13 protein-coding genes are annotated in these 12,339 nt (G+C 70.2%); all 13 read left to right on the forward strand.

Annotated features, from left to right (window positions below; genetic code table 11):
• The first annotated feature begins 144 nt into the window (after positions 1-144).
• The 13 genes from argC to AC1DS4_RS01455 all read left to right on the forward strand — a co-directional run bounded on the left by argC (position 145) and on the right by AC1DS4_RS01455 (position 12,315).
• Positions 145-1,203 (forward strand): N-acetyl-gamma-glutamyl-phosphate reductase, encoded by a 1,059-nt coding sequence (gene argC / locus AC1DS4_RS01395; protein WP_477632022.1) that lies wholly within the window; start codon positions 145-147, stop codon positions 1,201-1,203.
• Complete coding sequence (locus AC1DS4_RS01400) at positions 1,200-1,610, forward strand: ACT domain-containing protein (protein WP_477632023.1); 411 nt, start codon at positions 1,200-1,202, stop codon at positions 1,608-1,610. The genes argC and AC1DS4_RS01400 overlap by 4 nt, the downstream gene beginning before the upstream one ends.
• Complete coding sequence (gene argJ / locus AC1DS4_RS01405; RefSeq protein ID WP_477632024.1) at positions 1,607-2,758, forward strand: bifunctional glutamate N-acetyltransferase/amino-acid acetyltransferase ArgJ; 1,152 nt, start codon at positions 1,607-1,609, stop codon at positions 2,756-2,758. Before AC1DS4_RS01400 ends, argJ begins: the two co-directional genes overlap by 4 nt.
• A complete protein-coding gene (gene argB, locus AC1DS4_RS01410; RefSeq protein ID WP_477632025.1) occupies positions 2,755-3,699 on the forward strand; it encodes an acetylglutamate kinase in 945 nt (314 codons plus the stop codon). Before argJ ends, argB begins: the two co-directional genes overlap by 4 nt.
• Positions 3,699-4,904 (forward strand): acetylornithine transaminase, encoded by a 1,206-nt coding sequence (locus tag AC1DS4_RS01415; RefSeq protein ID WP_477632026.1) that lies wholly within the window; start codon positions 3,699-3,701, stop codon positions 4,902-4,904. The genes argB and AC1DS4_RS01415 overlap by 1 nt, the downstream gene beginning before the upstream one ends.
• Positions 4,901-5,854 (forward strand): ornithine carbamoyltransferase, encoded by a 954-nt coding sequence (gene argF / locus AC1DS4_RS01420; RefSeq protein WP_477632027.1) that lies wholly within the window; start codon positions 4,901-4,903, stop codon positions 5,852-5,854. The genes AC1DS4_RS01415 and argF overlap by 4 nt, the downstream gene beginning before the upstream one ends.
• A 4-nt stretch (positions 5,855-5,858) precedes the next feature.
• The gene (locus AC1DS4_RS01425) at positions 5,859-6,371 is read left to right on the forward strand and encodes an arginine repressor (RefSeq protein ID WP_477624721.1); all 513 of its coding nucleotides are present in this window, start codon (positions 5,859-5,861) and stop codon (positions 6,369-6,371) included.
• Complete coding sequence (argH, locus tag AC1DS4_RS01430) at positions 6,368-7,795, forward strand: argininosuccinate lyase (protein WP_477632028.1); 1,428 nt, start codon at positions 6,368-6,370, stop codon at positions 7,793-7,795. The genes AC1DS4_RS01425 and argH overlap by 4 nt, the downstream gene beginning before the upstream one ends.
• 104 nt (positions 7,796-7,899) lie before the next feature.
• The gene (locus AC1DS4_RS01435) at positions 7,900-8,190 is read left to right on the forward strand and encodes a hypothetical protein (protein ID WP_477612668.1); all 291 of its coding nucleotides are present in this window, start codon (positions 7,900-7,902) and stop codon (positions 8,188-8,190) included.
• A 1-nt stretch (position 8,191) separates the two neighbouring features.
• Entirely contained in the window at positions 8,192-9,007 is an 816-nt protein-coding gene (locus AC1DS4_RS01440; protein WP_477632029.1) for a hypothetical protein, read from the forward strand.
• 10 nt (positions 9,008-9,017) lie between these two features.
• Entirely contained in the window at positions 9,018-10,940 is a 1,923-nt protein-coding gene (locus AC1DS4_RS01445; protein ID WP_477632030.1) for a fumarate reductase/succinate dehydrogenase flavoprotein subunit, read from the forward strand.
• Positions 10,937-11,689: a succinate dehydrogenase/fumarate reductase iron-sulfur subunit gene (locus AC1DS4_RS01450; protein ID WP_477612671.1), complete on the forward strand. Its 753-nt coding sequence runs from the start codon at positions 10,937-10,939 to the stop codon at positions 11,687-11,689. The genes AC1DS4_RS01445 and AC1DS4_RS01450 overlap by 4 nt, the downstream gene beginning before the upstream one ends.
• Entirely contained in the window at positions 11,653-12,315 is a 663-nt protein-coding gene (locus tag AC1DS4_RS01455) for a DNA-3-methyladenine glycosylase (protein WP_477632031.1), read from the forward strand. Before AC1DS4_RS01450 ends, AC1DS4_RS01455 begins: the two co-directional genes overlap by 37 nt.
• The last annotated feature ends 24 nt before the right edge of the window (positions 12,316-12,339 follow it).

Here is a 12,339-nt window from a genome sequence, read left to right on the forward strand (position 1 = left end):
CGCCGAGCTCCACCCCCACGACGTCGAGGGCGTGGGCGCAGGGGTTCTGGAGCATCCCCAGGGTGACGTCCCAGAACCGGTTTACCCGTCATTCGCCACCCACGAGTGGTGCATGAGTGTGCACACTCGTGTATGTTTATGCACATGGTGAGAGCGGCAGTGGCAGGGGCGAGCGGGTATGCCGGAGGCGAGATCCTCCGGTTGCTGCTCGGGCACCCCGAGGTCGAGATCGGCGCGCTGACGGCGGGTTCCAGTGCCGGTCAGCGTCTGGGGGACGTCCACCCTCACCTCACGCCGCTCGCCGACCGGGTCATCGAGGACACCACGCTCGAGGTGCTCGCCGGGCATGACGTGGTGTTCCTCGCCCTGCCTCACGGCCACTCGGCCGCGCTCGCCGCGCAGCTGCCCGACTCGGTCACGGTGATCGACTGCGGCGCGGACTTCCGGTTGCGCGACGAGTCGGCGTGGACGACCTTCTACGACACCCCCTATGCCGGGTCGTGGGCCTACGGCCTGCCCGAGCTGCCCGTGGGCGGTGGCAGCCAGCGCGAGGCGCTCGTCGGGACCAGCCACATCGCAGTACCAGGCTGCTACCCGACTGCCGTCTCGCTGGCCCTCGCCCCCGGGTATGCCGCCGGGTTGCTGTCGGGGGAGGACGTGGTCGTCGTGGCGGCATCCGGCACCTCGGGCGCCGGCAAGTCCCTGAAGCCGCACCTGCTCGGCGCCGAGGTGATGGGAGCGATGTCCCCCTACGGCGTCGGTGGGGTCCACCGGCACACCCCCGAGATCGAGCAGAACCTCACGGCGGCCGGGGGAGTGGACAGCACCGACGTCCGCGTGTCCTTCACGCCAACGCTCGCGCCGATGCCACGGGGGATCCTCGCGACCTGCACCGCCCGCCTGGCCGACGGCGTGAGCGACACCGACGCACGCGGCATACGGGAGGCGTGGGCGAAGGCCTATGCCGACGAGCCGTTCGTCCACCTCCTGCCCGAAGGGCAGTGGCCGTCCACCGCGAGCGTCCTGGGCAGCAACTGCGTGCACATCCAGGTCACGTTCGACGACAGGACCGGGCGGGTCATCGCCGTCGCGGCGGTGGACAACCTCACCAAGGGAACGGCAGGTGCCGCTGTGCAGTGCATGAACCTCGCCCTCGGGCTGCCCGAGACAACCGGCCTGCCGATCGCAGGGGTGTCGCCATGAGCCTCCCGTTGCACCTGATGCGGCACGCCGAGCCGGTCGCCTTCGTCCGGCTGCCGGCCGGCCAGGAGCCCGCGTGGGACTGGCGGACCGGCCCGCTGGCCTCGATCACCTACACCGACAGCGAGACCTCGGTGGTCTGCGCGTTCGACTCGGTGCCCAAGGACGCTCGGGTGCAAGGACCGCTGACCGCGTTCGAGATCGCCGGGCCGCTGGACTTCTCGACGGTCGGTGTCCTGTCGGGCCTGCTCGAGCCGCTGGCCAAGCAGGGCATCAGCATCCTCGCGCTCTCGACCTACGACACCGACTGGATCCTCATCGGTTCCGAGCACGCCGACGAGGCGATGGCCACCTGGAAGCGTGGGGGCAACACCGCGGCACCGGCCAAGCTCTCGGGAGGCACCTCATGAGCGTGACCGCAGCGCAAGGTTTCCGGGCGTCCGGCGTCGTCGCCGGCCTCAAGGCCAGCGGAAACCCTGACCTCGCACTGGTCGTCAACGACGGCCCGGACCACCACGGCGCGGCAGTGTTCACCAGCAACAGGGTCGAGGCCGCCCCGGTCACCTGGTCGCGCCAGGTCGTCGGTGACGGCCGGGTCGATGCGGTGGTGCTCAACTCCGGTGGTGCCAACGCGTGCACGGGTGCCCAGGGCTTCGCCGACACCCACGCCACGGCCGAGAAGGTCGCCGAGGTCCTCGGCGTCTCCGCTGGTGACGTCGTCGTCTGCTCGACCGGTCTGATCGGCGAGCTGCTGCCCATGCCGGCACTCCTGGAGGGCGTCGAGCGCGCCGCCGGTGACCTTGCGGCGGACGGTGGCGTGGCCGCGGCGACCGCGATCAAGACCACCGACACGGTCCACAAGGTGGCGCAGGCACAGCGCGACGGCTGGGTCGTGGGCGGGATGGCCAAGGGCGCCGGCATGCTCGCTCCGGCGCTCGCCACGATGCTCGTCGTCGTGACGACCGATGCCGTCGTCGCGCCCGCGGAGCTGGATGGCGTCCTGCGCGCCGCCACAGCCGTGACCTTTGACCGCATCGACTCCGACGGCTGCCAGTCCACCAACGACACGGTCGTCCTGCTGGCGTCCGGCGCCTCCGGGGTCACGGTCGACGCAGCCGACCTCACTGCGGCCGTCACCGAGGTCTGCGCGAGCCTCGCCAGGCAGCTCATCGCCGACGCCGAGGGCGCCCGCCACGACATCGCCATCGAGGTGCGGACCGCTGCCTCCGTGGACGACGCGCTCGAGGTGGCTCGCTCGATCGCCCGCAACAACCTGTTCAAGTGTGCGGTCTTCGGCAACGACCCCAACTGGGGGCGCGTGCTCGCCGCCGTGGGCACCACCAAGGCTGCCTTCGCCCCCCACCAGCTCGACGTGTCGATCAACGGCGTCGAGGTATGCCGCGCGGGCGGCGTGGGCGAGGACCGCACCCTCGTGGACCTCACCCCCCGCGAGGTCCACGTGGTCGTCGACCTCCACGCCGGAGACCGCTCGGTCACGGTCTGGACCAACGACCTCACCCACGACTACGTCCACGAGAACTCGGCCTACTCCTCATGACCCCACCGCCCAGCCGTCCGACCAACACCGTTCGCGGCCACATCGGGGCCGCCGCCCTGCGCGTCGCCCAGGGCAAGGCCCAGACGCTCGTCGAAGCGCTGCCCTGGCTCGAGCAGTTCCGGGGCGCCCTCGTCGTCGTCAAGTACGGCGGCAACGCGATGGTGGACGACGGCCTCAAGGCCGCCTTCGCCCAGGACGTGGCCTTCCTGCGGTATGCCGGGCTGCGGCCCGTGGTCGTCCACGGCGGTGGTCCCCAGATCGCGACCATGCTCGACCGGCTGGGTCTGCAGAGCGAGTTCCGGGGCGGCCTGCGCGTCACGACGCCCGAGGTGATGGACGTCGTGCGGATGGTCCTCACGGGTCAGGTCGGTCGCGAGCTCGTCGGGCTGCTCAACCAGCACGGTCCCGTGGCCGTGGGGCTGTCCGGCGAGGACGCCGCCCTGTTCGGCGCCCGCCGCCGCGGCACCCGCGTCGACGGTGAAGAGGTCGACCTCGGACTGGTCGGGGACGTCGAGACGGTCAACCCCGGGGCGGTGCAGGACATCCTGGACGCCGGGCGCATCCCCGTCGTGTCCACCGTGGCTCCCGACCTCGACGTCGAAGGCCAGGTCCTCAACATCAACGCCGACACGGCCGCCGCAGCACTGGCCGTCGCGCTGAAGGCCCACAAGCTCGTCATGCTCACCGACGTCGAGGGCGTGTACGCCGACTGGCCGGACCGTGACTCGCTGCTGTCGTCGCTGACCGTGAGAGGAGCGCAAGAGCTGCTCGCCAAGGTCGACTCAGGGATGATCCCCAAGCTCGAGGCGTGCATCCGGGCGGTTGAGGGTGGCGTCCCCCAGGCGCACGTCATCGACGGACGCCAACCCCATTCCCTCCTCCTGGAGGTCTTCACCTCCGAGGGGATCGGCACGATGATCGTCCCGGACGAGGAGTCCTGATGGGTGCGCGCAACGACGAGCTGTTGGCCCGCTACCAGCGCTCGGTCATGGGTGTCTTCGGACTTCCGCCTCTGGTGCTGTCGCACGGCAGCGGGTGCCACGTCTGGGACGTCGACGGCAACCGCTACCTCGACCTCGTCGGCGGCATCGCCGTCAACGCGCTGGGCCACGGCCACCCGGCGCTGGTGAGTGCGATCAGCAAGCAGGCAGGTGAGGCGATCCACGTCTCCAACCTGTTCACCTCCGAGGGGCAGATCGCCCTGGCGGAGCGGCTGATCGAGCTCGCCGGCGCCCCAGAGGGCTCCGCCGTCTTCTTCGCGAACTCGGGGGCCGAGGCGATCGAGGCCGCGATCAAGCTGAGCCGCCGCACCGGCCGGTCGGGCATCGTCGCCGCCGAGGGAGCCTTCCACGGACGCACGACGGGTGCCCTGGCGCTGACCCACAAGCCCGCGTACCGCGAGCCCTTCGAGCCACTCATCGCCGGCGTCAGCCACGTCCCGTTCGGGGATGGAGCCGCCCTCCGTGCCGCCGTCACGTCCGAGACCGCCGCCGTCGTCCTCGAGCCGATGCAAGGTGAGGCCGGCGTGCTGAGCCCCGGCACGGCATACCTCCAGCTGGCCCGTGAGCTGACCCGGGAGCATGGCGCCCTGCTCGTCCTTGACGAGATCCAGACGGGCATCGGCCGCACCGGGACGTGGTTCGCCTTCCAGCAGGCGGGCATCGTCCCCGACGCCATCACCCTCGCCAAGGGGCTCGGCGGGGGAGTGCCCATCGGCGCGCTCGTCGCCTTCGGTCCCGAGGTGGCGGGGCTGCTCACGGCAGGTCAGCACGGCAGCACCTTCGGCGGCAACCCGCTCGCGGCGGCCGCCGGGCTGGCGGTCCTGGAGACCATCGAGGACCAGGGGCTGCTCGCCCACGCCGCGCAGGCTGGACAGCACCTCGCGGATTCCGTTCTCGCGCTTGGTCATCCGCTCATCACGGAGGTGCGTGGGGCCGGACTCCTGCGCGCCATCGTGCTCTCCCGGCCGGTGGCCGCGCAGGTGGCGTCCCTGGCGCGCGACGCGGGATTCATCGTCAATCCCGTTGCGCCGCAGGCGATCCGGCTTGCGCCACCTTTGGTCATCAGCACCGAGGAGCTGGACTCCTTCGTCAACGCCCTGCCCGCGCTGCTCGACGCAGCCACCAACTCCGAGGACACCGCATGAGCCTTCGTCACTTCCTGCGCGACGACGACCTGACCGCCGAAGAGCAGTCGCTGGTCCTCCAGCGGGCGCTCGAGCTGAAGGCTGCACCGTTCTCCCGACGTCCCCTCGAGGGCCCGCGCACCGTGGCCGTGGTGTTCGACAAGCCGACGCTGCGCACCCAGGTGTCCTTCGCCGGCGCCATCACCGGGTTGGGCGGCTACCCCCTCGTGGTGGACGGCAACCTCGCCCAGATCGGGGTCCGCGAGTCCATCGCCGACACGGCAAAGGTACTGGGCCGTCAGTCCGCAGCCATCGTGTGGCGCACCTTCGGCCAGGACCGCATCGAGGAGCTCGCTGCCCACGCCGGCGTCCCGGTGGTCAACGCGCTGACCGACGACTTCCACCCGTGCCAGATCCTCGCCGACCTCGTCACCGTCCTCGAGCACAAGGGCGCCCTGCCGGGCCTCACGCTCGGTTATGTCGGGGACGGCGCCAACAACATGGCCCACTCCTACCTCCTCGGCTGCGCCCTGTCCGGCATGCACGTCCGCATCGGGACGCCCACCAGTCACCAGCCCGACCCCGCCATCCTCGCGCGGGCCACCGAGATCGCCGCCGCGCAGGGTGGCTCGGTGCTGGTCACCGACGACGCCGGGGCAGCGGTCAAGGGTGTCGACGTCGTGGTCACCGACACCTGGGTCTCGATGGGGATGGAGGAGGAGAAGGGCGAGCGTCAGGGGGCGGCCAGCCCGTTCACGCCGTACGCCGTGACCCAGGAGCTCATGGCCCAGGCGGCGGCCGACGCCATCTTCCTCCACTGCCTGCCGGCCTACCGGGGCTTCGAGGTCGAAGCCGCAGTCATCGACGGACCCCAGTCCGTGGTCTGGGACGAGGCCGAGAACCGCCTCCACGCACAGAAGGCCCTCCTGTCGTTCCTCCTCGAGGGCGCCGAAGGCACAGAGGAGGCCTGAGCCGATGAGCCTCGCTGCCACCCGGACCGGTCGCCAGCAACGGATCGTGACCATCCTCGGGCGCACCGAGGTCCGGTCGCAGAACGAGCTGCTCGACCTGCTCGCCGACGACGGGATCGACGTCACCCAGGCCACCTTGTCGCGTGACCTCCTGGAGCTCGGGGCCGTCAAGGTCCGCTCCGGACGCACGCTCGTCTATGCCGTGCCGGGGGAGGGTGGCGACCGCACCGCTCGTCCGGCGCCCGACCGCACCCAGCTCACCGCCCGACTACGGCGGGTGTGCGAGGAGCTGCTCGTGACGGCCGAGCCGTCGCACAACCTCGTCGTGCTGCGCACTCCTCCGGGGGCGGCGAACTACCTCGCCTCGGCCATCGACCACGCGGCACTGGCGGGGGTGCTGGGCACCATCGCCGGTGACGACACCATCATGGTCATCACCACCGGGACCGCGGCCAGCCGCAAGGTTGCTACCGACCTCCTCGGCCAGGCCACCCCCCACACGGAGGAGAACGAGTGAGCGAGGAGAAGGTCAGCCTCTGGGGCGGACGCTTTGCGGGAGGGCCGGCCGATGCGCTGGCCGCGCTCAGCAAGTCCACCCACTTCGACTGGCGGCTCGCGCAGTACGATATCGCCGGGTCACGAGCCCACGCCCGGGTGCTGCACTCCGCGGGCCTGCTCGACGATGACGGCCTCGACGCCATGCTCGCGGGGCTGGCCCAGCTGGCCGACGACGTGCGCTCCGGGGCGTTCCTGCCGGCCGAGGACGATGAGGACGTGCACACCGCCCTCGAACGCGGCCTGCTCGACCGGGCGGGAGCCGACGTCGGTGGACGGCTGCGCGCCGGCCGGTCCCGGAACGACCAGGTGGCCACCCTGTTCCGGATGTACCTGCGCGACCACGCCCGGTCGGTGGCGGCGTTGGTGCTCGACGTCGTCGACGCCCTCGTCGACCAGTCCACCAGGAACGCCGACGTGCCGATGCCGGGGCGCACTCACCTGCAGCACGCCCAGCCGGTCCTGCTCGCACACCACCTGCTCGCCCACGCCTGGGCCCTGTTGCGCGATGTCCAGCGGCTCCAGGACTGGGACGCGCGGGCTGCGGTCTCGCCATACGGCTCCGGCGCGCTCGCTGGCTCCTCGCTCGGCCTCGACCCCGAGGCGGTCGCCGCAGACCTCGGGTTCACCACATCGGTCGAGAACTCCATCGACGGCACCGCCTCCAGGGACTTCGTCGCCGAGTTCGCCTTCGTCGCCGCGATGACCGCGGTCGACATCTCGCGGCTCGCCGAGGAGGTGGTGATCTGGGCGACCAAGGAGTTCTCCTTCGTCAGGCTCGACGACGCCTACTCGACCGGGTCGAGCATCATGCCGCAGAAGAAGAACCCCGATGTCGCCGAGCTGGCGCGCGGTAAGGCTGGTCGCCTCGTCGGCGACCTGACCGGCCTGATGACCACCCTCAAGGCGTTGCCGCTGGCCTACAACCGCGACCTCCAGGAGGACAAGGAGCCGGTGTTCGACGCCGTCGACACCCTCGAGGTCCTCCTGCCGGCGTTCAGCGGGATGGTGGCGACGATGGTGTTCGACACCGACCGGCTCGCCTCGCTGGCGCCGCAGGGCTTCTCGCTGGCCACCGACATCGCCGAGTGGCTGGTCCGTGAGGGAGTGCCGTTCCGGGTGGCCCACGAGGTCGCCGGCGCGTGCGTCCGGGTCTGCGAGGACCGGGGGATCGAGCTGTGGGACCTGACCGACGCCGACCTGGCGGAGGTCTCGGAGCACCTGACGCCGGGAGTTCGCAGCGTCCTGTCCGTCGAAGGCTCGCTGGCCTCCCGCAACGCCAAGGGAGGCACCGCACCGGAGCGGGTCGCGGAGCAGCGGAACCGGGTCGTGGAGGCGGTCAACGCTGCCCGTGCGTGGGCCAGCGTGCCCATCGTGGTGCGCTGACGGCATACCCGTCGGCCGGCTTCCGAGAAATCTCGGGAGCCACGCGATAGGTTCGTGACGCGGGTCACAGGCGATCCGCATCCTCCTTGCGAAGGGAAGGTGTCATGGGCGTCAGCGACGACCTCACGGCGGCTGCGGGACACGTGGCCGGGCTCCGACGGGCGGTGACCGCGCTCTCCAAGGAGCTCGGCAACACCATCGACATCCAGCGGCTGCGCGACGACGTCGTGCGCCTTGCCGACGACGTCGACCTCGTGGCCCGAGGTGCCGGAGTGGGCTCCCAGGACCGCGCCGGAGGCCCGGGCGAGATCGTCTTCATCACGGACGAGGAGTACGACCCCTCCCTGTGGTCCGACGCCGAGGACGAGGGCGTCGGCCCCTCCAGGGACCACTGAGGTGGCCTACGTCCCCTTCAGCGGAGGCGTTCATGCACCAGGCCGGGCCCGCATCGCGGCTCGCACGCTGCGCGAGGACCGCTGGTGGCTCCAGCCGTTCGTCACCTTCGTCTGCTTCACGGCCTGGCTCCTCTATGGCCTGGTTCGCGCGAGCCTCCAGAAGGACTACTTCGTCGCCGACTACGGCTACCTCACGCCGTTCTACTCGCCCTGCCTGTCCACCTCGTGCGTCCCGGGCTCGACCCACTTCGGCACGCCCTTCGGCGAGTGGCCCGCGCTCATCCCGTTCGCCGCGCTCACGCTGCCGTTCCTGCTGCTCTTCCGGCTGACCTGCTACTACTACCGCAAGGCCTACTACCGCTCGTTCTGGGTGAGCCCCCCCGCGTGTGCGGTTCCCGAGGCGCACCAAGCCTACTCCGGGGAGACCCGGTTCCCGCTCATCATGCAGAACCTGCACCGCTACTTCTTCTACGCCGCCGTGGTGATCTCGCTCATCAACACCTACGACGTGCTTCACGCGTTCCGCGGCAGGGACGGCGGCTTCGGGCTGGGTCTGGGCACACTGATCCTGCTGGCCAACGTCGTGCTCCTGTGGTGCTACACGCTGGGTTGCCACTCCTGTCGCAACATCGTGGGCGGGCGGCTCAACCACTTCAGCAAGCACCCGTTGCGCTACAAGGCGTGGGGCCTGGTGGGCAAGCTCAACGCCCGCCACATGACCTACGCCTGGGTGACCCTCGGCAGCCTCGTCGTCACCGACGCCTACATCGCGCTGGTGGCTTCCGGCTCGATCTCCGACCTCCGCCTCATCAACTAAGGGACCGCCTGTGACCGACCTCGAACGCCACGAGTACGACGTCATCGTCATCGGAGCCGGCGGTGCCGGGCTGCGGGCGGCGATCGAGGCTCGCGAGCAGGGGCTGCGGACCGCTGTGATCTGCAAGAGCCTGTTCGGCAAGGCGCACACGGTCATGGCCGAGGGCGGCATCGCGGCGTCGATGGGCAACGCCAACGCGAAGGACAACTGGGAGACCCACTTCCGCGACACGATGCGTGGCGGCAAGTTCCTCAACAACCCGCGGATGGCCGAGCTCCACGCCAAGGAAGCCCCCATGAGGGTGTGGGAGCTCGAGACCTACGGCGCACTCTTCGACCGCACTCCCGACGGCAAGATCAGCCAGCGCAACTTCGGGGGCCACGAGTACCCCCGGCTCGCGCACGTCGGCGACCGCACCGGCCTCGAGCTGATCCGCACCCTCCAGCAGAAGATCGTCAGCCTCCAGCAGGAGGACCACCGCGAGACCGGCGACTACGAGAGCCGGCTCCGGGTCTTTGCCGAGCTCACCATCAGCGACATCCTCAAGGGCGAGGACGGCGCCGTCTCGGGTGCGTTCGGCTACTGGCGCGAGTCAGGCCGCTTCGTGCTGTTCTCTGCGCCGGCCGTCATCCTCGCCACGGGGGGTATCGGCAAGTCCTTCAAGGTCACCAGCAACTCGTGGGAGTACACCGGCGACGGCCACGCGCTGGCCCTGCGCGCCGGCGCCTCGCTCGTCAACATGGAGTTCATCCAGTTCCACCCCACGGGCATGGTCTGGCCGCCTTCGGTCAAGGGCATCCTCGTCACCGAGTCGGTGCGCGGCGACGGCGGAGTGCTGCGCAACTCCGAGGGGAAGCGCTTCATGTTCGACTACGTCCCCGACGTCTTCCGTGGCCAGTACGCCGACACTGAGGAGGAGGCGGACCGCTGGTACAAGGACCCCGAGAACAACAAGCGACCCCCAGAGCTGCTGCCCCGGGACGAGGTTGCCCGCGCCATCAACAACGAGGTCAAGGAGGGGCGCAGTTCACCCCATGGTGGCGTCTTCCTGGACGTGTCCACGCGCCTGCCCGCCGAGGAGATCCGCCGACGGCTCCCGTCGATGCACCACCAGTTCAAGGAGCTGGCCGACGTCGACATCACGGCCGAGCCCATGGAGGTCGGCCCCACGTGCCACTACGTCATGGGCGGCGTCGAGGTCGACGCCGACACCGCGGCCACCAGCGTGCCCGGACTGTATGCCGCGGGCGAGGTTGCTGGAGGCATGCACGGTTCCAACCGCCTCGGCGGAAACAGCCTGTCGGACCTGCTCGTCTTCGGCCGCCGGGCGGGTGTTGGCGCGGCGGAATACGTTGGTGCACTGGGGAACTCACGTCCCGCCATCAGCGACGCCGACGTCGACCAGGCCGCCGAGACGGCACTGGCGCCGTTCCGGGAGGCCTCGGAGAATCCCTACACGCTCCACCAGGAGCTCCAGCAGAAGATGAACGACCTCGTCGGGATCATCCGGCGTGAGGGTGAGGTCCGCGAGGCCCTCGACATGCTTGACGACCTTGACGAGCGCGCCAAATCCGTTGGGGTGGAAGGCCATCGGCAGTTCAACCCCGGATGGCACCTCGCCCTCGACCTCCGCAACATGCTCGCGGTGTGCCGCTGCGTCGCCCTCGCGGCACTGGAGCGCACCGAGTCCCGCGGTGGACACACCCGCGAGGACTTCCCGGCCATGGACCCGCAGTGGCGAGGGGTCAACCTGATCTGCACGCTCGACGAGTCCGGCGGCGTGCAGCTCAAGCGGCAGCCGGTGCCCGAGATCCGCCAGGACCTGCTCGAGCTCTTCGAGCGCACCGAGCTGTCCAAGTACCTCACCGAACCCGAACTGTCCCGCCTCGACGCGGGCGGTGCCCATAGTGCGCAGGGGAGTGACCAGTCATGAGCTACGAGGCCAAGTTCAGGGTGTGGCGGGGCGATGCCGGCGGCGGTGGCCTCGAGGACTACGCGGTGGAGGTGAACGAGGGTGAGGTCGTCCTCGACATCATCCACCGGCTCCAGGCGACCCAGACGCCAGACCTCGCGGTGCGCTGGAACTGCAAGGCCGGCAAGTGCGGGTCGTGCAGCGCCGAGATCAACGGCATGCCGCGACTGCTCTGCATGACCCGGATGAGCACGTTCACGGAGGACCAGACCATCACGGTGACGCCGCTGCGGACCTTTCCGGTGATGCGCGACCTGGTGACCGACGTGTCCTTCAACTACCAGAAGGCGCGTGAGGTGCAGGCGTTCTCCCCGCCCGCGGACCTGCAGCCCGGCGAGTACCGCATGCAGCAGGTCGACGTGGAGCGGAGCCAGGAGTTCCGCAAGTGCATCGAGTGCTTCCTCTGCCAGGACGTCTGCCACGTGGTGCGCGACCACGAGGACAACAAGACGAACTTCGCGGGCCCGCGCTTCCTGATGCGGGTCGCGGAGCTCGACATGCACCCGCTGGACACGGCAGACCGCCGTCCGGCGGCCAAGGAGGAGCACGGGCTCGGCTACTGCAACATCACCAAGTGCTGCACCGAGGTCTGCCCCGAACACATCAAGATCACCGACAACGCGCTCATCCCGCTCAAGGAGCGTGTCGTCGACCGCCACTACGATCCCGTCGTGTGGCTGGGCAACAAGATCCGTCGTCGCGGCGCCTGACCCGGGCGTTCTTCGCCGGCGACGTCCTCGACGTGGCTCCGGCCCTGCTCGGGGCCACGATCACGCACGCGGGCGTCACCGTGCGACTCACCGAGGTCGAGGCGTATGCCGGGGAGTCTGACCCCGGGTCGCACGCCTTTCGTGGGCCGACCCCGCGCACGGAGGTGATGTTCGGCCCGGCCGGCCACCTGTACGTCTACTTCACCTACGGCATGCACTGGTGCGCGAACATCGTGTGCGGCCCGCGCGGTGAGGCCAGCGCAGTCCTCCTGCGCGCCGGTGAGGTGGTGGCAGGCGAGGACCTCGCGGCTTCCCGACGCGTCGGGGTGGCGCGTCGCGACTGGGCGAGGGGTCCGGCCCGCCTCGCGACGACCCTCGCCCTGCGCGGCGAGCAGTCCGGCCTTGACGCCTGTATGCCGCGTGGCCCCGTCACGCTGGAGGGTCCGGTCCGCGGCGCGCGTGACTACCCCGTCCGGTCCGGTCCCCGCGTCGGGGTGTCCGGTGCAGGGGGTGACGACGCGGCATACCCCTGGCGGTTCTGGCTGGACGGTGACCCCACCGTCTCGGCGTACCGACCGGCACCGAATCGACCAACCACGTCCCGTGCACGCCGGTCACCGGCATAGGGCAGGCTGTGCGACGTGCCGCGA

The organism is Pedococcus sp. P3_C7 (assembly GCF_056402615.1).